A 26,002-nucleotide genomic window follows, 5' to 3' on the forward strand; every position below is an offset into this window, starting at 1 on the left:
GAGGTGGCTGGCGCCATTTTTGTGAAAACTTTTGTACCCATAGGCACCACAAAACCCGTTGCGGTTGTGCCCATTACTACGTTCACGCTGCTGCTGGTGCTGTTTCATGTCTGAATTCTTGATTTCAGGTAGCGGATAAGCGAACCAAGCAGGGGAACATGCTGATAAAGCATCTCGCCCATATCGTAATAGTCACGGTGGTAGATCACTTTGTTGTCGGCGAAGAGCAGGTGGCTACAGCCTGCTAATGTCAGCGGCGCGTTACGCTTTAACGACGGGTGCGCATAGTGCATCGTCCAGAACATCGTTGCACCACCGCGGAAGGTGTGGATATCGGTAATCTCTAACTGGCAATAACTCAGATGTTTCAGGGCATGGGAAAAATAGCGATGTAACGCATTCAACCCATTGTGACTGGAAACGGGATCGATAAAGTGAATATCCTGATGATAGATATCCCCCAGATCGGTTAATCCCTCACGTGTTAACGAACGATAAAACGTTTTTATTTTCAGTAGAATAGAGTCGTACTCACTACTTTCTAACGAAATGTCATCTTCCTCACTTGTTTGCTCTGTCATCATGATCACTCCTGTTAAGGTTGCCAATTTTCGCGCAGGGAAAATGGCGTACAACCAGAGGGACGCCCATGCTTATTGATTGAAAGATATCAACTTAGGTATAGATTGAATCCACCGTTCGTCAATAAGATTTTTCAGAACGATAGGGGGCGGTAAAGGCACGTAGAGGGAAGGTATTACAGAGAAAAAGAAAACATGGCGTAAAATTTAGTGACAATGTCACGCCATGTTTCTTTGGTCGACAACGGTAGACTGAACGCTATTTCTCAGCAGGCTTAATCAACGCCAGAATCGTGCCCAACTGCTCACGCTGTTCATCGCTGACTTCTCGCGCAGCGGAATAGCCCGCATTCTGGATGATCATCTCATTCAGACCCACCAGCCAGTCATAGATATAAAACGCGGTATTGTTGGTCGGCGTGAGCGACAACTTGGTTAAGCGCTGTGAGGCACCAAAACTGACGGCCTGCTTTTCGGGTTTAGCGAAAATTTTATGACCACGATTGATCCGGCTGGCAGGGCGCAAGGATTCATCGAGCTGCTGGAAGCCGAGCCAGGCAACGAAGTCACCAAGAATGGTCAGCACGCGTGAAACCTGACGGTCAGCTTTATTCTCGCGGTTGATGCCCAACTGCTCGCCGTCGACCAGCATATCGACCAGCGCCTCTTCTATCCGCAAACGGATACTGCCAGTAATCAATTCTTCAACCAGCATTTCGATCGTCGCTTTCGGCACGTTCAGCAAATCGAGAAGCGGGGCATTTTCCGGCAGGCCACGTAGATAGTTAATCCAGTAGCGATAAACGCTGTGCGCGTAGTCTGCCTCATAACCGTGGTCGATCGTCAAAATCGGCGGTGCTGGCTGATCGATAGCGATCGGTTCATCAGCGAACAGATCGATTTCGATCCCGACACCAAACGGATCGCTATGCGCTGACGGGGCGGAAAGGTCTTCTGCATCAGCGTGGAAACCGCCATAGCTTGCCCCTTTCTGCTGCAGGTACAGACGGCGCAGCTCATCACGTGAAGGCAGCAACCGTTCCAGCAGTTCACCGTGCACGCCGGTGCGGGTTTGGAGCGATTTGAGCAAGGTTTCTGCGATGCGCTGTTTTTCCGCCGGATCGTCAACATCAACGGGCAGATACCAATTACCCAGCAGGTTATCGCTGAGTTCTCGTTGGAGTTCGCTCAGCTGTTCGCTGATGCGCCCTAGTTTTACATCCCGGTGAACTTCCGCGCCCAGCCACGTTGCCATCCGCGCCACGCCGCGTTTATCCATCGTCAGCATCGTTCCCCAGGCGTCGCCTGGGTTACCGACATAGCGCTGTACCGCGGCATCATAGTTTTGCCCGTGCGTAATACGGCGATCGTGACGGGTGACCGCCCAAATCAGCCCCGGTTTACGGTGGCTACGAACCTGTGCGTTTTCGCCTTGCGTCTGTTTAACCCAGTGGTCCAGCGCCTTGCCGACCACTTTAACGTCAGCGCGGTTGCCCGCGGCGCTGCATACCATCAGTACGTTCATTTCCTGATTATCGGTATAGCGCTCCAGCAGATAGGCGCGTTTCGCTCGCAATAGCGTGTGCGCCAGTGGATGCTGTGTGCTTTGCTGTCTTGCTGGTGGCTCGTTCCGCGCCTCGCGGATCTCACCAAAGCCAGGGAAGTCCAGCACATCAACCTGCTCGAACAGCGCTTCTTTAGGCGGCAAGTGCAGTGGGATAAGCAGCTCCGCCGTCAGCATCGTTAATTCAGCCAGCGAAAGCTCTGTCGTTTTCCCCGCACGGCCATTCTGAACCGGCCGCACTAACACGCCGGGATCGTCGGCACTGTGCAAACGTTCCAGCGCAGAACCGTCTATCAGACCGTCTGCCGGATTTAACTCATCATCCACCAGTATCCGCAGCGGCGCTAACAGCTTGCGCGTACCGGACAGGTGTTGCAGCGTGTGGCTGAAATGACGATATGCGGTGGTCAGTGAATTCAGCTCGCCCCACAGTACGGAGAAGAGCTGGGCGCGATCGTCAACGGTGAGGTAAGGCGCTAATTCAATCGCAACCGGCCAGAAGTGGGCTTCCAGCTGTTTTTGCCGTTTAACATCGTGACGCGCGAGATAATCCCAGAGTTCGACGACTTCATCGCGGCTCATCCCCTCAACGGGTTCTGGCTGACGGTGCATCAACAGCGTTTTAATGTGTTCGGCAATATGGCGCTCGTCCAACTCTTCAAACGTGGTCTCTTGATTGAGATCGTTTAAAAACGCGTTGGCCATGATCTTACCGATATCCAGTTCGCTGAGCAGTTGCAGCTGAACGGGAAACGACTTGTTCTTCACGCCCGACTGTCGGCTAAAGCGCGTGACGAGCGCGGTTGCGCGGTCGGACGGATTAATGTGATCGATAAAATCCAGCTGTTGCCCTTCAAAAGCGGTTTCCAGCTTGCCGTTTTCGCCCCCGGCCAGCGACGCGATCAGGTAAGATTTTCCCGCCTGAGACAGGCCAAAAAAGCCGATGGCGATCTCTTTCTGCGCCACGTCGGACAGGTGTTGCGCTTTATTGTGATTACGGCGCAGTTTGACGATCAGACGGTCGGCTTCGATATCCAGACGCGGGGCGTTCTGGCGTGTGCTTTCAACCCAGTCGATGGCCTGTTCAACACCTTGCGCGACGGCCTGTAGCTGGCCGTGAAGTCGGGTAGAGAGCTGTTTTGGCGTTAATCGTTTCATTTTTTAAATACACTCCCACTATCGATCCAATAATGGGTCGCACCTGAGCCGTTAGCGGATAATGTGTTCAATTTGAGTCGTAAATGCTGTGGTGGAACGCGGGTGCCGTCTTCCAGCACCGCATCGGCAATCTCAAAGCGTTCGGGGCTATCTTGATCGTCGCCTTTCGTTACGGCCAGTCGGACACGCAGCTTACTATCGCCGACGACCTTACGCGCCAAATCCTGATCGACGATTGAGAGCATATAAAGTGAGGACGCAGGCCAGCGCTCGTTGTCCAACTGGCGGAAGCCGAGGCAGAGTGAGCCACGCACCTGAAAACTGAGTTTCGAGTCAAGTTCGAAATCCGGCGCATCCAGATCGATATCGCTGTAGTAAACGTTATCCAGCGTCAGTGCATTGCTGCTGTCCATCATGCCGAGATAGCGCACTGTAGAATAAGGCTGGAAATCACCGACCTTAAAGTAAAAGCCCGGCAGGCGCAGATCGAGCGCCAGCAGGCACAGCATCGCGCCGACGGCGGCGGTGGATTTCGGGTTATCGATACGCCCACGTTTGTTAAACGGATACCAGTCATTGGTGTGATAGCCATCCAGCGACAGCATCCGGTTAATCGGCAGCGGTTGCAGGTGGCGGAACAGCGCCTGAATTCCTGGGAAGCGCGAAGGGCGACCGGTCAGCAGCAGCACATCGCACGAATAGAGCGACACCACTTCAGACATCAGGCGCAGATTCTGCGTGATGTTCATCTTGTTAGACAGGAATTCGCCGTGCAGCTTGCTCAGTTTGAGAATCAGCGGCACCTGCAAAATATCGAAGACCTTGTCGCTGACTGGCAGCTCGCGTTGCACTTCTGTATTGATGTATTCCAGCACTTTTTCCGTTGGTGCCTGTTCTAGCAATTCGCCGAAGGTGGATTCGATCTCGGCGCTGGTGTCCAGCGGATCAAAGCGCTCATAGGCTTCAAGAATCGCGCGGCCGATCGGGATGAAGACCTGCAACGTCACCTGCTGGCGCAGCGTGAGCTGTGCGTCCATACGACCTTCATTGCCAAACAGCTTCGCCATCAGCGCATCCGGGCTGGCCATTCCGGCGGTTTTCAGCGCAGCCTGTAGCGCGGGGAGGATATAAAGCTGAATCACATCCAGCAGAATATCGTCGCCAGCGACCTTAAAGCCTTCACGGAACAGCAGGCGGGGAATGATTTTAACGTTGTTGCCGACGCCGTCATCGAGCAGATATTGCGTAATGGCGAGGTCGGTGGTGCCGCCGCCGATGTCGATTGAGGCAATGCGCAGCGTTTTTCCCGCGGGTTCGCCCTCATCAAGCTCCTTATCAGGGCGCGCCATACTGGCGAAGAAATCTTCCGCACGGCCGCCAAAGTTCACCTGCGCTTCGTTATACAGGTAAACCATCTGTCCGCAGGTGGCTTCATCCCACTCGATTTGCACGTCAGGCACCGGAACTCGGCTCTGCTGCTTGTCGGCTGGTGTAGTGAAATCCTCATCCATCGGATGCCAGTCCATCGCTTTCCAGACCAGCGCGATGGCTTCATGCATACGGCGACGGAAAATTTCACGCTCGGGTTTCGGCATCGCGGAAGGCAGCGTCAGAATAATATTTCGCAACTGGCGCGGCGCGCTGCTGTGGATCATCTTCAAGCGCTGAGCGGCGCTGTTCATCTGCATCAGCGCCTGTGCCAGCAATTCGGAGAGCATGAAGGTCATGATCGAACTGCGGCTGTAGTGCGGTGAAAACACCGGTAAACGCTCTTCCAGCGGCTGGTTGTAGAGCGGCTGACCTTCATCATTCAGCATGATGGTCAACGGCATGGCTGTCGCTAACGGTTCGGTCTGCGAATGCGCGTCGGTCTGGCTGAAACGCCAGCCTGGCGCATAGCTTTCTTCGTCCCACAGATAGCGACGCGGGCTGGAAATACCGCTCGATCCTTCCGTTCCCTGACGCAGTAGCGCCATGTGGCTGGCTTCGCGTCCGACGCGAGTGATTGACGGCCAAATAAAGGCGTCATCACGGCCGCTTTCTACCGAGAAGTTTTCTTTACCGAACTTCGCCTGTGAAAACTCAACGCGACTCTCGAACAGTTCGTTGTACAGATAATGCGGCTCACTCAGATCGCGCAATTGCAGCTCATAGGTCTGCTTCAGACCGTTGCTTTCGTCTGCATGATCCTCAACCAGAATGCCGCAGGTATGCGAGTTACCGACGTCCAAAATCAGGTCAACGTTGACCGCCGGTTCCTGCAGCGTGCTGGTATTGATGCGGATTTCCGGTATTTCGAGTTGATTTCCCAGCATATCCAACACATTCAGGTAATGTGCCTGATATTCAAACCCTCTGAGCGCCACTTTTACATCGTGGCTATCGCGGTTTTCCAGCGCTTTAACCCGCTGAGTAAAGACTTCGCGCAGCCAGCCGTCGACCCAGGTTTCATCAAGGAATTCACCCAGTTCGTCGCTGTGATAAGCCAGCGCGAAACTCCCGCCAGTTTTGATGTCATTGGCATTAGGTGCCAGCGACTCGTACTCGTGGCCTTCCGGATAAGTTTTGGTATCGAACGCCAGACAAATACGGTGCGTGTTGCCGTCCTGATCGGGCTTATCCAACGCAAGAATCTGCATTCGTGCCCAGTTATCCGGCCCGCCCATGAAGGTGCGCGGCGGATTAAAGCGGAAGAAAGGCAGCGGCAGCCAGATGTTTTCCAGCAGCTTCAGCGATTGTTCAAGCGAAATACTCAGTTCAGGCTTCACTACCTCCGGCGGCATCCCGGTGGCAGAAGGCAGCAGGAATTTGTCCGAGTGTTCATCGTACAGCAGGTGCAGCAGAGGGCCGTTGGCACTTTTACGCACATAGCGGTTAGGATGCTCAGCCGAAAACTGCGGCTTTAAGGCAAAATCCAAAAACTGAATTCCGCTGTCCTGAATCAACGTAATGCGTTGTTTATAATCGGTAATCGTCGCCAGCATGATTATTTACTCTCGCGCTTTATCGTCATCGGGAAAACGGTGTCTGCGTCGTAACGACCGATACACTCCGCAGCGGCGCCGGAAGCACCTTGTTTACAGACCAGTTCTGGCATTTGGAAACGAGAATTATCGGAACAGCGGGCACCGGAACGGCTGTTGATGATCAGATTGCCAGAGCTCATTAATCCTGCCTCAACGTTAGCTCGACACGTGACGCCGTCACCATGAGTGATACGTGCCGTGCCTTTTCCATTTTGAATCTGGTAGCGCAGGCTAGGCGGCCTGCCGGTAATCGGCGCTTTGCCATCAACAATGACGCGCCAGTTGCCGTTCAGGAATTTGATGGAGCCGATTTTCACCGCGTCGGCTGGCATGACGAGATCGTCTTTGCCCGCAGGAATCGCTGGCACTTGCTCAACAACGGGCTCAACTGGCGGCGCAACAGGTTCTTTTGGTTCCGTGGCCGCAGGCGCTTCCGGTTTGACCGCTTCTGCTACAGGTGCAGCAACAACCGGTGCCGCAGCGACTGATGGCTCAGCGGCTTTCACGACCTCTTTTTCTGCGACAGGTGGAACAGGAGGGCTCTCTTGCTGCGGCGCAGGTTCAGCCGGAGTAGAAGATGGCAGGGCGCGTTTTTCTGGCTTGACCGTCGCGGCTAAATCAGATGCTGGCTTGTCGTCTTGTCCTGACACGCAGCCACGTATCTGCAATGACAAAATCGCTAACAGCGCGGCGGCAGGTAACAGCCACCACAGGCGGAAGAACGGCGGGCGGGCTGGTGCCGCCGCGGCGACGGCTGGCGCTGGCTCGACGGGTTCCGGTGGGCTGACCGGCTGTGGCTCAGGTTCAGGCTCGGAAACGGGTTCAACCAGCGGCAGTGTGGGTGTGCTTGCTGCGGGAGCGGGAGCAACAAAAAGCGGTTCCGCTTCCTTGATGACAGGTCGCAGGCAGTCTAACGCATCAAGACGAGATTTTTTATCGAGATTGACGAAGCCCCAGAACGTTAAGACGGGCTTGCCATCAACCAGATAGACGTGGTTCGCACCAGGGAACTGTATCGCTTTTGCCAGCAGGACACCGAAAAGTTTCTGTCCGGCTTTTTCTGCATTTTGCGCACGTTGGCTGATGTCGGCAACAGCAGCTTGATAGGTTTCCAGTAACGCCAGCGCTTTTTCTCGTTCTTCTTCGCTCGCGGCAATCCAGGAGGTGACTTTACCGTCAACCGGCGAATACCAGTCAATGCGGTCGCCATGCTCGTTGGGTTGGGGAATCGCCAGGCAATCGGCAATCTGCTGTTGTTTTCTGAGACGTAACGTTTCCCGCAATTGAAGTGCTGATGCGTAAACTGGCTGCCCGTTCTCACCCAGCGCCAGAAAATCATCCAAACTTCCACTACGTAAAAATAATTTTGCCACGCAAAAGAGACCTTTTTTAATGATGCCTAAAGCAGAAAATAGAGTGTAATCTGCGACAGGGTATACTGTAGTGCGAATGATGGCGAATCAAACGCTTAAAGAAGTGATAAAACTAACAAATATTTGAGCAATAGAAAAAGTGGGAAACGGGAAGTGTACGCACGTGCAGCCGACCACGTCTAGATAATATGATGAAAACGCTGATAAAAACGATGCATTCTCTTTCAGTTGTGATTTGCGGAAACGAGGGACGCTGCGCGACGTCAGCCTCCCTCAAGGTCGTGAGAATTAAAGCTGGACGTTACCCGTGATCAGGTAAGCGGATGAGGTGCTTTGTGACATCGGCGGCAGCGTATCGCTGAGGACATTACCTTTTACGTCGGTAAATTCAATGGGAATATCGTTCATTCCAACGTGCTCAACAATAAAGTGGTTATAATCGGTTTTCTGTGCAGCAATCCATTGGTTATTGCGCATATATTTCATTTCAATAACGGGATATTTTACATTCCTGAATTGCACCGCTGCCCAATAAGGATTTGAACCTTCCTTTATACGATAAATAACGTTGCCATTTACTGGCGCTTCGATCAGCGTCCAGTCGATATTAATTTTCCCATCTCGCAGATCGCCTATTTTCTCAAAAGCGTTAAACGATAAATCCAGTGCACAATCGCCACCTTCGGGATAGAGGTCAGTGACATAAACCACCGTACTACCTTTTGGGCCATTTACTTTCAGGTAGGCCCCAGCCAGCGACGCCTTCACGCCACGGTAATCCAGTTGATTCCGGTTTAACGCCGTGATCTCCATATTCTGTGGGATCGGATCCAGCAACAGAGCTCCGCCCTGATAGCCAGAGCCTGTTGCGGTGGCGTAGCCGTAACAGATATCGTCCAGCTCCCACTGGGCGTGAGCGGTATTAATTAGGGGAATAACGCATAATGCAGACAAGGCTAATGAGGTTATTTTATTCATGTTTCACATCCAATATGATTCAAGATTAATAACATAGGTGAGTAGTAAAAATAAACACGCCAAAACGGAAATCCATTTTTTGGCACCTGAATAATCGGTCTTTTGTATAAAAAGGTAAATCGGTTTTATCTTAAAAAAGTAAAGCAGTGAATATATCACTGGGTTTATTTCTATAGAGTGAAATAATTATGTGCATGAATAATTGATTTGGATTTATTCAGAATGTGTTCTACGGTTTAAAGGGTAGGCCGATAATATTATTTCGCCTCAGCGCGGATAACGGCGAATGGCTAATTTATTATGATGAAGAGGAGACAGCATGACCATTCATAAGAAAGGGCAAGCGCATTGGGAAGGGGATATCAAGCAGGGAAAAGGTACCGTCTCAACGGAAAGTGGTGCATTGCAACAGCAGCCTTACGGCTTCAATACCCGTTTTGAGGGTAAGCCCGGTACAAACCCGGAAGAACTGATTGGTGCGGCGCATGCGGCCTGTTTCTCTATGGCGCTCTCGCTGATGTTAGGCGAAGAAGGACATAAACCTGAGTCGATAGATACCACGGCGGATGTGTCGCTGGATAAAGTCGATGGCGGGTTCGCCATCACCAAAATCGCACTGCACAGTACGGTGAAATTACCGGGTATTGATGAAGCGACGTTTGATAGCATCATCCAAAAAGCGAAAGCGGGCTGCCCGGTATCCAAAGTGCTCAAGGCCGAGATTACGCTGGCCTATCAGTTGAATTAAGTACGAGTAGTTGGACTAAGAACACGCTGCTGAGCCAGGCTGTTCCGATAAAAATTGTGCTGATAAAAAGGCTTACCGGCGTCGTGCCGGTAAGCCTTTTTACATTTGTACAATTAAAAACAACGAAACGATTAAAAATAATTTAACATCTTTACGATAATAACCATAAAATTAGCATTGTCATCGCTGCGTGATACGGGCTATGGCGTAGGACGCAATATAACAAGAGCAATATTGGGCTGACCGGTTTGTGGTGGTCAGATTTTCTGTGTATGTCGTGCTGTGGAACACAAGCGAGAGTTCAAGATGAATAAAATGACCAAGATCTGTTTTTCTGTGCTGTTGGCCGGTAGTTTGCTGACTCCTGTTTTGGCAAACGCCACCACGTCGGAAGACATGCGTGGTATGCAGAAAAGTTATACCGCCGCCACTAAAGCGGACGATGCCGCTGCGCTGAAAACCGCGCTGAGCACATTCCGTGAGCACGTCGAGCACGCTAAAACGCAGGTGCCGCCTGATTTCGCCAAACAGCCTGCCGATGGCCCAGACAGAAAAGCCTATGTGGAAGGTTTGGATAAGATTTTGCAAAAAGTGGACAGCGCACAGGCTCTGGCGGATGCCGGTAAATTGAGCGAAGCCAAAGCGATATTAGCTGAAATCAACACGTTGAAAGGCGAATACCACAGTAAATTGAGAGGCTAAGTCGCTTTTCGTTTACCATAAAGCCGCCAGTGGGATCGCATTCACTGGCGGCTTTTTTTATTATAAACGTTATGACAGTCAGGATTGCCAGCTAAGGGGAAACAGGATGACGTCACCATCACACGATGCAACGCATGACGGCAAAGATACACAAAGCAGAATTCTTGAAGCTGCGTTGGAAGTCATACTGGATCACGGCGTGAGAGGGGCAACCTACCGAAAAATAGCGCAGCAGGCCGGATTGTCTCCGGGGACGCTAACCTACCGCTACAGCAGTATCGAATTGCTGTTGAGCAGCGCGTTCATCTATATGGTCGATGGTATCTCACATGCATTCCGTGTCCGCCTCAAGCAGGCAAAGGATATTGACAGCGCGCGTGAAGCCGTGGTTGACCTGATCTGTGGAGACATCTGGGCAACGCCGCGTCACCTGACGTTAAGTTTTGAACTGTACGCGCTGGCATCGCGAAAAGAAGAGTATCGGCTGATATTGCAGGAGTGGATGACGCGCAGCAGAAAATCGCTTCACCTCCATTTCAGCATTGCAACCGCGTGTTCACTGGATGCGATGATTGAAGGATATACGATCCATAACTATCTCAATAATGAAGCTGTCAGCCGTGAAGACATCCTCAATACGGTAATTAAACTGACCTCCTGATTCCGCCTGGCGCGATCTTGTCAGGCATTTCCGATTAAAAAAAGAACCTAATGAAACAGATGCAAAACGGTGTATATTCGTGCGATAGTTATTCGTACATATGTACGAACTCATTTAAATAAAGACGACGAGAGCTATGACCACAAAACCCGCTATCAATAAATTTGCACTGTTCGGGCTGATGTTCATTCCCGGTTTTACGTGGGCAACCTGGGTGACCAGAACCCCTGTGATGCGTGACGTTCTGAATGCCTCAACGGAAACGATGGGCATGATTCTGTTTGGTTTTTCATGTGGTTCCATGCTCGGCGTATTGGGGGCAGGTAAAGTCATTAATGTCCTCGGCATCCGTAAAACCATGGCCGGAGGATTCCTGCTGCTGCTTCTTGGGCTACTTATGCTTGCTGCGTCGCTGTCGATTCAAAGCACGCTCAGCGCCTTTATGGGATTGTTGATTTTCGGCGCGGGCGTCGGCCTGGTTGATATTGCTATCAACATTGAAGGGGCGGCGTTTGAACAGCATCTGAATAAAAGCCTGATGACCACGCTGCACGGTTTTTTTAGTCTGGGAACGCTGGTCGGCGCGCTGACAGGGATGGCGATGACGGCGTTCGGCATCAATACTACGCTGCATTTTGTGGTGGCCGTCGCACTGTCGATACTTACCGCGATTGTGCTGATGCGTCAAATGCCGTGGCTGAGCGATTTGGCGCGTTCTGAGCAAGAGGAAAAGGGCGACTACAAGACGCAGGTCTTCAACGAACTTAAAGACAGCCGTTTGCTGATTCTTGGCGTGGTTATTCTTGCGATGGCGCTTGCCGAAGGTTCTGCCAACGACTGGTTGCCACTATTGATGATCGATGGTCACAACTTTGGTCACACGTCAGGGACGCTGGTTTATGTCGGCTTCACTGCCGGTATGACGCTGGGGCGCTTTGCCGGCGGGTACTTTGTCGATCGCTTCGGCAAGGTCAATGTGCTCCGTTTCAGCGCCGCTTCCGCCGCACTTGGGCTGACGCTGGTCATTTTCTCCAATGCGCCGCTGTTGGCCGCCGCTGCGGTTATCTTCTGGGGTATCGGTGCATCGCTCGGCTTCCCACTCACCATTTCTGCCGCAGGAAGCGGAGAAAACAGTGCCGTTCGCGTCACGATTGCGGCAACGCTGGGCTACTTTGCTTTCCTCGTCGGCCCGCCTGCACTGGGCTTCCTTGGCGAGGTTGCGGGGTTACGCATCGCCATGCTGCCGGTACTTGTCATGGTGATTTTGGCATTTATCTGTTCGTCTTCCGCCCGTGAACGTTCGGCAAGAACGGCATCTGACACCCCATCCTGACGTTTCTGCGCGGTTCCGTTTCGTGTTATCGGAACCGCGCAATTTGTTCCACGCTATTGATTACGTTGATCATCAGTGATGTGATAAATCACGGTTGCGAGACTGGTCGTTACTCTGAACTGGGAAAGTGAACACAATGGTAAATTTAACGGATATGGTTGAGGGGGATTACCCCGAATATCGCCAGTTTTTTATTCTTGAATATGCTCAGGATCTACAAGAATCCCGGGGATATGACGCGGAAAAGGCGAGGGCGATCGCCACGCAATCGATCGATATTGCGCTACCGCAGGGCGTTCACACGAGAGCCAATAAGTTATGGTGCATTCATTCCTCAGAGAATTCAGGCGTCATCATTGGCTACTTGTGGGTAGTTCTGAAAGAACACGCAGCCTGGGTCTCTGATTTTTGCCTTCTGCCCGCGTGGCGGGGCCGTGGTTTCGGTAAAGCCTCGCTTGCCGCGATGGACGTCGCGCTCACGGCATTAGGTATTGGCGAAATCGGGCTAAGAGTGGCTGCACATAATCCGGTTGCCAAGGCGTTATATGAAAAAAATGGCTTCCAAATCACCGGTTTTAACATGCACAAAAACCTGGAGCCGCCCCCTCATCAGACCGCAATTAACCCGATGAAATAGGGCAAGTACACCTCAACGACCACAGGCCCCCAATGCCACTATTTTGTTTACATCTGTGTAACTAAAGTTCAAAAAAAAGACGCCGATAAACAAATAGTAGGAGCTCATTGCAACGGAATGTTGATTACGATAAGTATCAACTCTAGGGGAGCCATAATGGCCAAACAATTAATACAAAAAAAAACAATGAGTACCCGCGCTCAAGTGCTGCTAACTGGCGCATTAACTATCGCACTCGGTTTCGCTGTCACCATAGGGGTGCTCAGCTGGCAGTCTAGTAAGGAACAAAAATCTCTGGCCGAACGCTATTTACAGCAGATAGCCCAAAGCGAAGCATTAAGAATTCAACAGGAACTCAACTACGCTCGGGATGTGGCGCATAACCTCGGACAAGGGCTGGCTGCGTTGCCCGCTGCAGGCATTAAAGACCGCGCGGTGGTCGATAAAATGATGGAATATGCCCTGAGGGATAACCCAGAATACCTCTCGATCTCAGTCATTTTTGAAGAGAATGTGTTTGACGGTCGTGACGCCGAGTTTGCCGATCAGCCGGGTCAGGCACCTAAAGGCCGCTACGCCTGGTTTGTCGACCGCGATCAGGCTGGCAATTACAAGATGCACCCTCTGCAGTCCTATCTGACTCCCGGCCAGGGCGATTACTATCTGTTGCCGCAAAAGAGCCAGAAAGATACGCTCATCGAACCCTACTCCTATGCTTACAACGGCGTACCTACGCTACTGACGTCAGTCGCCGCACCGATTGTCAGCCAGGGTAAACTGTGGGGCGTCGTTACGTCAGACATCTCCCTTGCGTCATTACAGCAAAAAGTTAACCAGATTAAGCCTTGGGAAGGCGGCGGCTACGCGATGCTGCTATCCAGTGAGAGTAAAGTCATCTCTTATCCGGATAAATCCCAGACGAGCAAAGCCTGGCAAGGGCCGACGGACAACTTCACGTCCTCAGTGATACAACACGACGATGCCATTTTGGGTGAAGAAGCGCTGGTTACCTGGCAACCCATTGCTATCGGCAACAGCACAGATAAATGGCATTTGGCCATTGTTGTCCCTGTGAGCCAGGTGATGGCGGCATCTGAACGTCAGTTAATGAATGCCGTCATCATGATGGTGATCAGTATCCTGTTGGTGAGCGCGCTGCTGGGCTGGGTATTCAGCCGTAAAGTGCTTAAACCACTGGGTGGCGAACCACGCGAAGCGGCCACCATTGCGCTGGCTGTTGCAGAAGGTCGACTGAGTAATGTGATTGACGTGCAACCCAACGATCGTAACAGCCTGTTCTTCGCGCTGAGTACGATGCAGTCACAGCTGCGTCAGGTGGTCGGACAGATCAAAGACGCCAGTGATTCCGTGCGACAAGGCGCGGCGGAAATTGCCAGCGGTAACCTCAACCTGGCATCGCGTACGGAGCAGCAGGCTGCTGCGCTGGAACAAACCGCGGCGAGTATGGAAGAGATCACCGCAACGGTGAAACACAATGCCAACAATGCTCATCAGGCCACGACGCTGACGGAGAATGCCACGAAGATTGCTCAGCGCGGCGAATCGCTGGTCAGTCAGGTGGTTCAGACGATGGCGCAGATTGATGAGAGTGCGAAGAAGATTGGTGATATTACCGCTATGATTAACAGCATCGCTTTCCAGACCAACATTCTGGCGCTGAACGCCGCGGTAGAAGCGGCGCGAGCGGGCGAGCAGGGAAGAGGATTCGCCGTTGTGGCATCGGAAGTTCGCAGCCTGGCACAGCGCAGCGCCAGCGCGGTGAAAGAGATTGCCGCACTGATTGAGGAATCCAGCCAGCGCGTTGAAAGCGGCGTTAAACTGGTGAACGATGCCGGTAAAACCATGCAGGATATGACACACGCCGTCAGCTCGGTACAAAGTATCATCGGTGAGATTGTCACGGCATCGGATGAGCAGGCGAAAGGCATTAGCCAGGTCACGATTGCCGTCAATGAAATGGATGGCGTCACGCAGCAAAACTCCGCGCTGGTACAGCAAATGTCGGCTGCGGCCAGTTCGCTGGAAGATCAGTCCATGTCGTTAGCCCAGGCGATAGAGCATTTTCGTTTAGAACAGCAGCACGTGTCACCTCGTGCGTTGTTAAAATAAAAGTGACGCCGTCACTCGGCAGCCTAACGGTTGCCGGGTGACATCTTCAATCCTTCCGTAACGTCACTCGGCAGCCTAACGGTTGCCGGGTGACATCTTCAATCCTTCCGTAATTTTTGCTCCACATCCCCCTGAGTTTTCTTCAACATCGCATATGGCATTCGTCACGCTGCGAAAGTTGTATCGAACCTTTAATTAAGGCAGATTAAATCATCCTGATATTGTTAAGAAAAAATAACCATGCACCTGAATTACCCCTGTTTGAGAGCGTTCATGGAGATTGTCCGTAGCGGCAGCTTTGAAGTTGCGGCTCGTAAACTCCACGTCACACCGTCTGCTATCAGCCAGCGTATCAAGCAGTTAGAAGATCAGCTTGGTCAGGTACTGATCGTAAGGGGCAATCCGTGTCGAGCAACGCTGACGGGACAAGCGTTACTTCGACACGCAGAACAGATAGATATGTTGGAGAGTGAGCTTTTCAGCACGCTTGAAATGCCGGCCAGACAGAGCCTTTCAGTGGCGGTGAATGCGGATTCAATAGACGGATGGTTTCTGGATGCGATGGACGATGCCTGTCACCAATCCAGTATTTTGCTCGATATCCTCGTCGAGGATCAGGAGCACTCGGCAACCTTGCTACGTGAAGGTCGCGTCATGGCGGCAGTTAGCGCTAGCCCGGAACCGATTCAAGGCTGTGGCGTAGAATATTTAGGAACGATGCGTTACCGCGCGTATTGCTCACAGATTTTTCACGAGACGTACTTTACGGATGGCATCAATGCGGACAGTTTGCAAAACGCGCCGCTCCTGATATTTAACAATAAGGACAGATTACAGTCCTTATTTATAGCATCGCTGGTTCCGGCAACGATTGAACCGCCGCAGCAATTCGTTCCTTCAACGGCAGCTTTTGTCGGCGCCATACTCAGAGGGCTAGGGTGGGGGATGATCCCAGAACATATGGCATCATCTCATACGGAAAAAGGCGAATTAGTGCCGTTTCAAGCCGGAAATCCTATCGATATTCGTCTGTACTGGCACCGTTGGAATATCCGTTCTGCATCGCTGGACGCGTTAAGCCAGAGCGTGCGAACTGCGGCTGCTCGGCATCTTTTTCGGTAAATGGTGTCAAGTCTGGGACACCGCGACCATTGACGTAAATGCTAGCGGCGGCCCCGTAGGTTTGTACTGGCTGACCATTCGTATGTTGCTGAGGCATCAGGTTTAAACTTATTTTTCTTCTTCTCAGCCTTCGCCTGTTTTGCTACGGTTTCACGTTCCTTCATAAGCTTATCGATGTAATCATCTTTAATATGATTACTCTCAGAATTGGTCAGCGTACGGCCCTGTTTTTTTCGTGCCTGATCGAGTAACGTCTTAAGCTGACGTTGTTCACTTTCGGTCATGTCTTTCTGAGTCAATCTTTGCATGGGAATGAACCTGATAAGCGGGCTGGAAAGTACATTGTAGAGGAAAACGCTCTGAGGCCCAGATAAATCGTACCGCGAGCCTTCCTGATTTCTTGATAATTGGCACACAATTTATTTATTCGGACACAGTAGAAAAACACATAGTAGGGAGAAAACATGTCACCAGAATCGGCCGTAGCGGCACAGTTTAAGGCTTATAACGAACATGATATCGATGCATTCGTGTCATGTTTTGCACCTGATTTCAAAGCGTACCGTATGCCAGCAGAAACGCCGTCGATGGTAGGAAAAGAGGCGTTAAGAGAGTTTTACGTGAATAACCGGTTCAACAACCCAAAACTGAGAGCGGAATTGGTATCTCGTACCGTGTTAGGCAATAAGGTATTTGACCATGAATTGATACATGGGCTTGCGGCAGAACCTATAGAAAGTGTTGCCGTCTTTGAGGTAGATAACGGGCTTATTAATACAGCTTGGTTTTTCTTTTCTTAGTTTTTTGATGCCGGAAAGTGTTTTGCGGATGCGGGGATTTGCTCAGTTGAACGGCCAGTTCCCGCGAACGTCTCTATGGGTTCGCATAATGTGATCCGGGATTATGTAAAAAATGGCCCTGCGAAACTGAAAAATCCGCAGGGTCATCTTTTGCATAATCCCCATTATGCGAAACCATTATCTGGAGGATTCATTTTTTTGGTCAATTTTTTTCGGGGACGTTTTGCGGTCGAAAATATTTTTTGCTTACTTTTTGTGCGGAGTGACAATGAGCAATCTAAAAAGTGTTTTAGATTCCTGTGATATTTTTATTTCAGGGAGTTTTGTGGATCTGCGGAAAAATGATTTTTGGTTGCGAGGAAAACTATTCAGTTCTGGTTGCCGCCGCCGATTGGGGATATGTTACGAATTTGAATTTTGTTTCTGGTGAGGTGATTTGTGTTCCAGTTTTTATTGATTTCGATTTTGATATTAATTGCCCACTGATTTGGTTGTCTGATAGATGCGGAATAACGAAAAAATAGCCCCTTCCACCGCTGACTGAATTCAGAGTTTTATCGTTTTTTTACCATTCTAATTGTAATTTTTCTGTTAAATCTCTTATAGGCAAAACATATCTGATGACAGCATAAAATATCGCGATATCATTATGTTTTTAAATGATAAATTACGATATTTTTCTGGCAGAACCTATTCAATTTCATCTCTAAAATGGCCTGTTTGCCATGCCCGTTATTTTTTGATCAAATTGCCTCAGAGAATTTTCGTGGGGCCATTATGCATATATACGACACCGAAAACCCCCGTGCCAGTAGTACGGGGGTAATTCCAGACGATACCGCCGCTGAATATTTCTCGGTCGGTTTTGACCTGATTATAGAATCGTTCGATGGTGAGGGATTTCACCTAAAAATCGGTGATTTTTATTATTGCTGTAAAAACACAGACGAATTACAAAATTTTTGTTTTAATTTTTTCATGGGTGAATTCGATGCCTCAGACAATTATTGACACGTTGTCATTTTCTGCGCCAATTTCATCGCTGAAATTTATGGATGGGTATTTTTTTGGCGAAATCTGCCCGTGGTCAGAATTCCCCAAAATGCCGGAATCTGGCGATTTACATTTCTTTCAGATGCAAAAAACCGAGGCGTTGGAGCAACGCCTGACAGGATTAGTAAATAAATTTTTGGGTCTGCATCTCTCGCCTGCGACTGGCCGTGGCTATCAGGGTTATCTCGAACATCACGCTATTCTCGACTCCTCTGGCGAGCAGAATTGCGGCGTTTTGGCTCACGGGGGCAACGAAAATACGTTCTACCTCTATCTGAATGGTCACGGGTGCAAATTATTTTTTGAGAACCGGACTGCTGGGGATTTGCATAAATTTCTCACTGAGGTTTTACAGGTCTATCGGTTAAATAGGATCGACATTGCCTATGACGATTATTCCGGTTCGACAGACGTTCAGTCGGTAGTCGATGCCTACGATGCTGGGGCGTTCTATGCCGGTCGGGGTGTTGCTCCTCAAATCCAAATCATTACGACCCGACGAGAGCAAAAATCCCTCGGCGAGACGGTCTACGTTGGGTCCCGTACGTCGCAGGTCTACTGGCGCACCTACGATAAGAACGCAGAACAAAAAATCCTCAATCCGACCACTCCGTGGATTCGCCACGAGGCGGAGTTGAAAAAAATTTCCGTTGACCTGTTGTTGGATATCGATGCTGCGTTTGCTGGCTGCAACGCATTTGCGGCCGCATTGGTTGCAACCGAGCCAGTCGTTGTCCGTACACGGGTGGAAAAAGCCGCCGTTTCGTTGGAGTCGAAAATTGGTTGGGCTCGGCGAGCAGTCGGAAAAACGCTCCGGAGTCTGATCGATGCGTTTGATGCTCCGACCGCGCTAGCCCTGCTAACGGCTGGGGAGGGGGGGAAATTGCATTTAACACCAGGGGAAATTTCGGTTTATCGCGAGGCGCTGCGAATTTGAGGGATTAAATGATTGATTCAGATTGTGTTTTTTTTGATTTCGATTTTTGGGTTGATGGGCTGTATCTGGGCTGTCGGCCAGGCGGGGGCGGGTTGGTTGAGGTCGGGATTGGTTCAGAAAACGGTCTGGAATTGTCCGTTTTTTGTCCCGAATTCGCATTTCAGAATTTCCCGCAGGCGTTGCTACAGGGGCAACGAGCTCGATTTCCAGTTTTTTTATGGCCGACATCAGGGGAAATGGTTGTCTGGCTTCGTTCAATAGATGTACAAATTCTATAGAGGTATTTATATGTCATTGTTATTGAAGGGTAATTTTCTAGGAGCACGCAATCGTGAGTTTACTAATAGTTCCGGTTCGTACAGTTTTTACGAGCTCGGTGTGGAAAATCTCCGCCCTGATGGTTGGGGCGGTCAGCAGTCGGTTCAGACCGCCGTCCGAATCCCGAAAAAATTCATTGATGCCGGAATTCTCGATAAATTTCAGCGGCTTGTCGGGAAAAACGTGCTCGTGCCGGTTTGGGTCGACGCCTACAGCGGTAAAAACGGGGCTGCTGTGCAAATTACGCTCGAATCGGATCAAATCGATGTTTTGCCCGACCAGAGCCAGAAATAAAAACTGTTTTAGGGATGTGACAGATGATAGACGCGATTTTTTGTTCCGTGATTTTCGGTGCGGCCATCTACAAAACCTGTCGTTTTTTTAGGAGTTTTTTTATCGCGGTTCTCACTGATTATCGGGGGGATTAGGTGGCTGAATTATGGGCGCAAAATAACGATTTTTTCCTTTTTGCGTTCAATTCCGTTGTTGGTTTGTGGTTGGTTGCCCACTGCTGTGGGTTGCTGCTGCGCCTAGTTAGGTTTGGCTAAAAAGCCAAAAAAATGTTTTTTATCAATCAATTAATCTGGGGGATCATTATGAAACTGAAAAATATTTTTGTATCTGCTGCTGCTGCGTCTGCTTCAATTCTGGCTCCTGCGGTGGTTCTGGCCGCTGAGGGGGCGTCAGCAGCCCTTGATTTTTCCGGCGTCACCGAGGGGTTTTCTGTAACCGCTGTGGTTACTGCGGTGATGGCGATTGCCGCCGGATTGATGGGGTTATATCTGGCCATCAAAGGCGTGCGAACGATTATGGGGCTCGTTCGCGGCGGATAATTCTGTTACTGGGAGGGGGAACCCCTCCCATTTTTTTATTATTTTTCATTAGGTTGTCGTATGGACTGGCAAATGATTTTTTTTATTTGGGGTCTGGTTAGTGCGTGGGCGGTGATTTGCGGATTGAGGGGATTTTAATGTGCGAGATGATTTTTACTGAGCCCGGACAAAAAGCTGTTGTTCTGCTGGCCGGAATTTTTTTCATGTTCCTGTTTTTTGTTCTGATTTCATTCAAACTATGAAAAAAATTGTTTTACTGGCAGTGGGGGCTGCGTTGTTCTGCGCCGCCGCTAACGCGATCATCCCCGCGCTGGTTGTTGGGGCAGAAACGATCGGCGGTTTTGCGCTGAGGTCGGCGATTTCGCGGGGAGCTGCCCAGATGGCTGTCTCAGCAGCGGAACGTCAAGTTTTGGTTAACGGAACAAAAACCGCGTTAAATCAGTCTGTTGCAAGGCTCGCCACAGGACATGCAAATCCCACCCGGCTCCAGCTCGCTAACGGTGTTTTTTCCTGGGCGTTCATAGGGGATTCACTACTAAAAATTGGCGACGAAATTTTCGGTTCCGACCCAAATGCGGGGATTTCGTCCGCACCCACGAGCTCGAGTGTCGATAACGGGCGAAAATTTTATATCGGTGCTGGAAAGGGCGGCAGCGCCCCATTTTTGTCTGGGGATTTTCACGAAAATCTCGTCCTTTCCGCCTACAAATTTCGGGCAGATAATGGGATTTTGTATTGTCCGGCTGGCGCAAAATGCACATATAGTTCGGGAATTTCGATTGCATCTAGTTCGGTTTCTGGCGGTGGTCGGTTAACCCGTTATGAGGCGCGCTACAATTTTTCCTATCCACAGGCGTCCGGCGCGATAAAAACAGATTCTCTGAATGAGATTTTCTCTGTTCAGCAAAATGATAATTACAGTTCAACAATCACCCCATCAGCCCCCGATATTACTACCGAACAGCAGGAAACAGTTAAAAAAACTCCGTTAAATGCACAACAAATGGCGGACGTTCTGAATGCGTTATTGTTGGATGCCGCCAGTCAGCCTGATTATCAGGGAGTCCAGATCTCCAGCGGTCAGCCGTTGGTCACGGCGCAGGATATTCGCGATGCCGCTGCCGCCGTTGGTCGGCCCAATCCATCTCAGGCGGAATGGGCCAGTCCGTGGACTGACCTGCAACCAGAAACTCAGCCGCAACCCGAGCCGAATCCTGAACCCAACCCGCAGCCGGAACCGCCCGCCGTTCAGCCGGCATTAGATAGCCCGCCAGATGGAAAAACTGTTTTGGCTCCGATAATTGGTGCGTTTTCTGAATGGGAAAATTTTTCGATTGGATCGCGTTCAGCTCAGTGCCCGACGGCTGAATTTTCCGTCTGGGATAAAAATTTCATTGTCGATTCCCACTGTGGGTTGATTGAAAAAAACCGCGAGCTCATAAAATTGTTTTGCCTGATTTGCTGGGGATTTTCATCATTCAGGCGCGTCATGTCGGCCTAATATAATAGAGGTAATAACATGTTAGCTGCATTATACACAGCGCTCTCATTCCTGCTGCGCTCGGTCGTGATGAAATTTGGAATTATGTTCGCCCTATTTTTTGTTGTGCAGGAATTTTTTCCGGTTCTGATGTCATTGGTAAATGTTTCTCCACTGCCACTGGTTGAGTTATTTGATCAACTACCTGATTCGGTTTGGTATTTTTTAAATATATTTCAGGTCCCGACTGGCATCGCGATGATGGTTTCAGCAATTATCACGCGATTTATTATTCGCCGAATTCCATTAATAGGATAAATATCAGTGGCAATTTCAGCGTATGTCGGCGTGCCGGGTAGTGGGAAAAGTTTTGAGGTTGTCCGGTCTGTGATAATTCCCGCAGTGGCTCAGGGTAGGCGAGTTGTATCAAATATTTATGGCCTGAATCCTGAAAAAATATATGAGTTTGTTAGGCGAAATAATAAAACCGAAAATATAGGTGAGGTTATTTCAGTCACTAACGAGCAGGTGCAGGATGAATATTTTTTTCCCTATAAAAATGCTTTAACAGATGGGAAAAATACATTTTGTCAGGCAGGGGATCTAATTTGTGTTGATGAAGCATGGAGAATTTGGGGCTCCGATTCAACTGTCCCTCAAAATCATCGCTCATTCATTGCCGAGCACCGACATTTTTCCCACCCTGAAACAGGCGTAACCTGTGATTTAGTGGTTATAAATCAATCGATTAGCAACCTTCCCAGATTTATTCGTGACCGAACCGAAACCAGTTACAGGATGACAAAATTAAAATCTCTGGGTCTCAGTTCCATGTATCGGGTTGAGGTTTTTGGGAGCTCAAAACTCACTAAAAATGAACGGATTTCAGTCAAAAATTACCGTTACGACAAGAGGATTTTTCCATTATATCAATCATATGACGGCAACGGCTTTGAACAGATTGTCGATAAACGCCAGAGTGTTTTTTCAAATGCGACCCTTTTACTGACTATCGCGGCGTTAGTCATTTTAGTGTCAGCAGGAGGCTGGTATCTGTGGGGATTTTTTCACCCAGAGAATAAAAAAACACCCGTTCACCAAAATCAGCCTGCGGGAGCGGTCAGCCAGTCCCAGCAAAATCCCGCCGTTCCTGCGCCGGTTGCCTCCCCGAAAATCTCATCGCAATGGAGGGTTAGTGGAATGATTCATGATAAAAACGGCCGGTTTGTCGTGCTCTCTGGTGCTGATGGCCGTCAGCGGGTCGAACCGGCAGCAGGTTTTGTTGTGAGCGGCGCGATAATGTCAGGGGTGTTAGATGGTGAAATTGTAACCACATGGTCAGGGGGTGCTAAATGAGAATGAAAAAAATTGTTTTGTCGATGCTGTTGGCGTTTGCATCCCCATGTTTTGCGGCTGGGTCTGGGGTCGATTTCGAACTGAAGAGCGTTACCGTGCCAGATGCATTGTCTATTTTTTACACGCAGATACTAAAAAAGCCATTCAAGCTGTCGCCGGATGTGGTTGGAATGCCCGAAAAAATCTCGTTCCGGTTAATGCCAGAGCAGGATGCTCGCGCGTTCCTAGTCGAATACATGGCCGACATTGGCGTGTCGGTGAAATCGAAAAATGGCACTGATTTTTTCTACAAACCTCCGCAACTGGTTGAGAAAAAAACACCTCAATTTTCGTATGTGTATCGTCCATCATATCGCTCGCCAGAATATCTGGCCGCACAGCTGAAAACTCTGGTTGATGATGCCGCTAGATTTGCACAGGGTGAGGGAACCAATTCTGATTCGTTGGTTTTTTATGGATCGCGCGCTGACATCAACCGTGTCTCTGAGGCGCTGCCTCAGTTGGATACTCAGGCCGATGAGGTTCTGGTAGCTGGATATGTCTATGAGGTTCAGAATACTGCGCGTGATGGTTCAGGGCTACAACTAGCAGCCAACCTACTGAATACCAAATTAAATTTCCAGATAGGGGGAAAATCGCGGGGATATGATAATTTTCTGAAAATTTCGACTGGCTCTATGAGTGCGCTCGTTGAGTTGTTTAAAACTGACAACCGGTTTAATGTTGTTTCATCCCCAACGCTACGCGCCCGCTCTGGTGCTGATGCGCGATTTTCCGTTGGCTCATCCACGCCTACGCTGGGGAATGTCTCGTATCAGGGGCAGTCCGCCGTCCAGTCAGTCGTGTACCGCGATTCGGGGATAATTTTTTCTGTTAGCCCCATGGTTAGAAAAAGCGTGATCGACCTAAAGATTTCTCAGGAGATGAGCAATTTCACCGCGACTGACAACGGTGTCAATTCGTCACCGACGCTAATAAAAAGGGAAATCTCCACCGACATCTCATTGCAGGATGGTGAAATTATCCTGTTGGGGGGGCTGGCTGAACAAAAAAACACTGATTCCAAAACGGGATTTAGTCTGTTGCCATTATTCACTAGTCAGGGGTCAGACAGTTCAAAAACTGACGTCGTCGTCGTTCTACAGGTCAGAAAAATCCGCTGACCGCTCACCGCAGCGTCCAGCGAGGAGGGCGGTTAGTGGTTTTTTCCCGCTGTAGCACATCGTTGAATTTAGTGTATTTTTGTACTGAAATTCGTCTGATTTATTTTTAGTTATTTGAATTTAAATGATTTTATTTTCCTATTATGCACAGCATCAGGGGATTTTATTGTATGTGCTGTAGCGGGAGGTCTCGTGTCTCTAGATTCTATGAGCAGGCTGGAGAGATATCGCTCCAGCCAGGCTGAACGTATTGCAACTATGGTTCGAGCTATAGATGAGGGGAAAACCACCGTTGTGCCATCGCACACGCCGTCACTGAAAATTATTCGATGTGTTGCAGCGGGAGGTCTTTTATCGGAACGCCGGACGGCGCAAAAATTTATTTTTGGGCTGTACGGGGTTGGCCGCAGGCAGCGTTTTTGAGCATTTTCCCGTACTGAATCCATTTTCATTTAATTGATATATAGGCGGTTTGCATGAAACCTTCAGGGCGAAATCCCGCAACACACGATGTTGCCAGCCTGAAACAGATGAGTTCACTGGAGCGAAAAACCTGCGATATGGCGCAGCTAAAAAACTCATTTGATGCCGCATCTAAAGACGGGACATTGCGAGTGGCATCTGTATCAGAACGAGTTGTGGAACTATTCGAGGGTGACGCTGGTCTGGCTGAGCGCTGGCTATCGGAGCCGAATCGCGCACTGGAATGGAAAACACCAAATGAAATGCTGTCCAGCCAGTCGGGAATTGACGAGGTTCTCCGACTGATAAAACAGTTACAGCATGGTGTGTATCGATAAAACAGTTTTGAGCAATTAGGCAAAATTGCCTAATCGGAAAAAGTGTTTTCTGGATGCGGGGATTTGCTCAGCGAAACGGCCAGTTCCCACCTGTTTATCTATAGGTTCGCATAATGTATATTATGTTAAATAAGATAAATGCGCATCACAAGAACCAAACCCGACCTATCCACGACATGGATGGGTCGTATCAATCTGGTGCGTGTTCTCAAAAAATCCTGGCGGAATAACATGAGGTTTTTCGTAAGGAGTCCATCATGTTTACTGCAAGAAAATCTACGGCATCAATGCTTCTAGCTAGTTCGTTACTGTTCTACCCTGCTCTTCAGTCTCTGGCCAACGTGCCTCAACATACCGTTCAACAGCAAGCCGGCGGCTATCGTGTTCAGGTAGGCAAAATTCTTGTCACATCATTCACCGATGGCAGCGTCGCGCAAGATCTTCATAACCTGCTGCGGCGTACGACAACGCAGAACACCGATGCATTACTGGCTAAAAATTTTCAGGCCAATCCGGTTGAAGCCTCTATTAATGTATTTCTGATTACCTTACCCGGGCGAAAAATACTGGTTGATACAGGATCTGGGCAATTATTTGGCCCTGGTAATGGTGGTCAGTTGATTGATAGTCTGGCGGCGCAAGGGATTCATCCGCAAGATATTACTGATATTTTACTGACACATGCGCATTCCGATCATTCAGGCGGAATGGTCAAGGATGGTCGACGTGTATTTGTTAATGCGCGCGTATTCGTGGGAAAACCTGACATTGATTTTTTCTTTAATAATGCCAATCAGCAAAAAACGGGCTACGACCAGAGTTATTTCGATATCGCCCAAAAAACCTTGAAGCCCTATCTGGATGCCGGAAAAATCGTGCCATTTTCAGGTTCTACCGAATTGATACCTGGCATTACCGGTACGGTACATCCCGGGCATACACCAGGATCGGCGTTCTATACGTTGGTAAGCGAAGGCGAAAAAATGACCTTTGTCGGTGATATCATCCACGTTGCTGCGGTGCAGTTCCCACAGCCCAATGTTACTATCGCGTACGATGAGGATCAGGATGGCGCTGCGCGAGTACGCAACCATGCGTTTGAAAATTTTGCGAAAAACAAAGACCTTATCGCGGCACCACATCTGCCGTTCCCCGGCATCGGCTATGTCGCCCGACACGAACATGGCGGCTATGCATGGGTGCCCATCACCTATAACAATCGAGCCGCCTCTGGCACAGAGTAAACGGA

24 protein-coding genes are annotated in these 26,002 nt (G+C 49.8%); 18 read left to right on the forward strand and 6 right to left on the reverse strand.

All coding sequences use genetic code 11. From position 1 onward, the window contains the following. Window positions 1-104: 104 nt before the first annotated feature. The 5 genes from ACIPUG_RS01815 to ACIPUG_RS01835 all read right to left on the reverse strand — a co-directional run bounded on the left by ACIPUG_RS01815 (window position 105) and on the right by ACIPUG_RS01835 (window position 8,680). Window positions 105-584, reverse strand: coding sequence for a nuclear transport factor 2 family protein (locus ACIPUG_RS01815; RefSeq protein WP_320722208.1), 480 nt, complete (start codon window positions 582-584; stop codon window positions 105-107). A 256-nt stretch (window positions 585-840) separates the two neighbouring features. After that, entirely contained in the window at window positions 841-3,303 is a 2,463-nt protein-coding gene (locus tag ACIPUG_RS01820) for a putative virulence factor (RefSeq protein WP_400337078.1), read from the reverse strand. Further along, the gene (locus ACIPUG_RS01825) at window positions 3,300-6,287 is read right to left on the reverse strand and encodes a virulence factor SrfB (RefSeq protein WP_400337080.1); all 2,988 of its coding nucleotides are present in this window, start codon (window positions 6,285-6,287) and stop codon (window positions 3,300-3,302) included. The genes ACIPUG_RS01820 and ACIPUG_RS01825 overlap by 4 nt, the downstream gene beginning before the upstream one ends. Window positions 6,288-6,289: 2 nt before the next feature. Beyond that, complete coding sequence (locus tag ACIPUG_RS01830) at window positions 6,290-7,702, reverse strand: SrfA family protein (protein ID WP_039519551.1); 1,413 nt, start codon at window positions 7,700-7,702, stop codon at window positions 6,290-6,292. Between the two features lie 288 nt (window positions 7,703-7,990). After that, entirely contained in the window at window positions 7,991-8,680 is a 690-nt protein-coding gene (locus tag ACIPUG_RS01835) for an expansin EXLX1 family cellulose-binding protein (RefSeq protein WP_010275007.1), read from the reverse strand. A 319-nt stretch (window positions 8,681-8,999) separates the two neighbouring features. On the opposite strand from ACIPUG_RS01835, the gene ACIPUG_RS01840 reads away from it, so the two are divergent. The 7 genes from ACIPUG_RS01840 to ACIPUG_RS01870 all read left to right on the forward strand — a co-directional run bounded on the left by ACIPUG_RS01840 (window position 9,000) and on the right by ACIPUG_RS01870 (window position 16,013). Then, a complete protein-coding gene (locus tag ACIPUG_RS01840) occupies window positions 9,000-9,428 on the forward strand; it encodes an OsmC family protein (protein WP_010275011.1) in 429 nt (142 codons plus the stop codon). A gap of 306 nt (window positions 9,429-9,734) precedes the next feature. Beyond that, window positions 9,735-10,130, forward strand: a complete 396-nt coding sequence (locus ACIPUG_RS01845) for a cytochrome b562 (protein WP_039463934.1) — start codon at window positions 9,735-9,737, stop codon at window positions 10,128-10,130. A gap of 106 nt (window positions 10,131-10,236) precedes the next feature. Further along, window positions 10,237-10,791: a TetR/AcrR family transcriptional regulator gene (locus tag ACIPUG_RS01850; protein WP_039275029.1), complete on the forward strand. Its 555-nt coding sequence runs from the start codon at window positions 10,237-10,239 to the stop codon at window positions 10,789-10,791. Between the two features lie 136 nt (window positions 10,792-10,927). Beyond that, entirely contained in the window at window positions 10,928-12,124 is a 1,197-nt protein-coding gene (locus ACIPUG_RS01855) for an MFS transporter (protein ID WP_400337083.1), read from the forward strand. Between the two features lie 136 nt (window positions 12,125-12,260). Next, window positions 12,261-12,761, forward strand: a complete 501-nt coding sequence (locus ACIPUG_RS01860; protein WP_400337085.1) for a GNAT family N-acetyltransferase — start codon at window positions 12,261-12,263, stop codon at window positions 12,759-12,761. A 156-nt stretch (window positions 12,762-12,917) separates the two neighbouring features. Next, window positions 12,918-14,891: a methyl-accepting chemotaxis protein gene (locus ACIPUG_RS01865; RefSeq protein WP_400337086.1), complete on the forward strand. Its 1,974-nt coding sequence runs from the start codon at window positions 12,918-12,920 to the stop codon at window positions 14,889-14,891. A gap of 240 nt (window positions 14,892-15,131) precedes the next feature. Next, window positions 15,132-16,013, forward strand: a complete 882-nt coding sequence (locus tag ACIPUG_RS01870) for an HTH-type transcriptional regulator ArgP (protein ID WP_400337088.1) — start codon at window positions 15,132-15,134, stop codon at window positions 16,011-16,013. A gap of 41 nt (window positions 16,014-16,054) precedes the next feature. Here the strand turns inward: ACIPUG_RS01870 and ACIPUG_RS01875 are convergent, their stop codons facing one another. Continuing rightward, window positions 16,055-16,321, reverse strand: a complete 267-nt coding sequence (locus tag ACIPUG_RS01875; protein ID WP_039555029.1) for a DUF3811 domain-containing protein — start codon at window positions 16,319-16,321, stop codon at window positions 16,055-16,057. Window positions 16,322-16,477: 156 nt separating this feature from the next. Here ACIPUG_RS01875 and ACIPUG_RS01880 point away from each other — a divergent pair, with 156 nt between their 5' ends. From ACIPUG_RS01880 to ACIPUG_RS01930, 11 genes are all read left to right on the forward strand, one after another. Beyond that, entirely contained in the window at window positions 16,478-16,813 is a 336-nt protein-coding gene (locus tag ACIPUG_RS01880) for a nuclear transport factor 2 family protein (RefSeq protein ID WP_014915402.1), read from the forward strand. A gap of 991 nt (window positions 16,814-17,804) precedes the next feature. After that, the gene (locus ACIPUG_RS01885) at window positions 17,805-18,803 is read left to right on the forward strand and encodes a replication initiation factor domain-containing protein (RefSeq protein ID WP_400337091.1); all 999 of its coding nucleotides are present in this window, start codon (window positions 17,805-17,807) and stop codon (window positions 18,801-18,803) included. Between the two features lie 8 nt (window positions 18,804-18,811). Next, the gene (locus ACIPUG_RS01890; protein WP_400337092.1) at window positions 18,812-19,081 is read left to right on the forward strand and encodes a hypothetical protein; all 270 of its coding nucleotides are present in this window, start codon (window positions 18,812-18,814) and stop codon (window positions 19,079-19,081) included. 10 nt (window positions 19,082-19,091) lie between these two features. Beyond that, window positions 19,092-19,415 (forward strand): DNA-binding protein, encoded by a 324-nt coding sequence (locus ACIPUG_RS01895; RefSeq protein ID WP_400337094.1) that lies wholly within the window; start codon window positions 19,092-19,094, stop codon window positions 19,413-19,415. Window positions 19,416-19,717: 302 nt separating this feature from the next. Then, entirely contained in the window at window positions 19,718-19,954 is a 237-nt protein-coding gene (locus ACIPUG_RS01900) for a hypothetical protein (RefSeq protein WP_400337096.1), read from the forward strand. A 238-nt stretch (window positions 19,955-20,192) separates the two neighbouring features. Next, window positions 20,193-21,455: a hypothetical protein gene (locus ACIPUG_RS01905; protein WP_400337098.1), complete on the forward strand. Its 1,263-nt coding sequence runs from the start codon at window positions 20,193-20,195 to the stop codon at window positions 21,453-21,455. An 18-nt stretch (window positions 21,456-21,473) separates the two neighbouring features. Continuing rightward, a complete protein-coding gene (locus tag ACIPUG_RS01910) occupies window positions 21,474-21,752 on the forward strand; it encodes a DUF2523 family protein (protein ID WP_400337099.1) in 279 nt (92 codons plus the stop codon). A 6-nt stretch (window positions 21,753-21,758) separates the two neighbouring features. Then, window positions 21,759-22,790 carry a zonular occludens toxin family protein gene (locus ACIPUG_RS01915; RefSeq protein ID WP_400337102.1) on the forward strand — a complete coding sequence of 344 codons (1,032 nt, stop codon included), beginning with the start codon at window positions 21,759-21,761 and terminating at the stop codon, window positions 22,788-22,790. After that, window positions 22,787-23,953: a type II secretion system protein GspD gene (locus ACIPUG_RS01920; protein WP_400337105.1), complete on the forward strand. Its 1,167-nt coding sequence runs from the start codon at window positions 22,787-22,789 to the stop codon at window positions 23,951-23,953. The genes ACIPUG_RS01915 and ACIPUG_RS01920 overlap by 4 nt, the downstream gene beginning before the upstream one ends. Window positions 23,954-24,429: 476 nt before the next feature. After that, complete coding sequence (locus tag ACIPUG_RS01925) at window positions 24,430-24,753, forward strand: antitoxin Xre/MbcA/ParS toxin-binding domain-containing protein (protein WP_400337115.1); 324 nt, start codon at window positions 24,430-24,432, stop codon at window positions 24,751-24,753. A 257-nt stretch (window positions 24,754-25,010) separates the two neighbouring features. Next, window positions 25,011-25,997 (forward strand): MBL fold metallo-hydrolase, encoded by a 987-nt coding sequence (locus ACIPUG_RS01930; RefSeq protein ID WP_400337116.1) that lies wholly within the window; start codon window positions 25,011-25,013, stop codon window positions 25,995-25,997. Window positions 25,998-26,002 lie beyond the last annotated feature (5 nt).

The organism is Pectobacterium sp. CHL-2024, from assembly GCF_044751765.1.
GTDB classification, from domain to species: Bacteria; Pseudomonadota; Gammaproteobacteria; order Enterobacterales; family Enterobacteriaceae; genus Pectobacterium; species Pectobacterium brasiliense.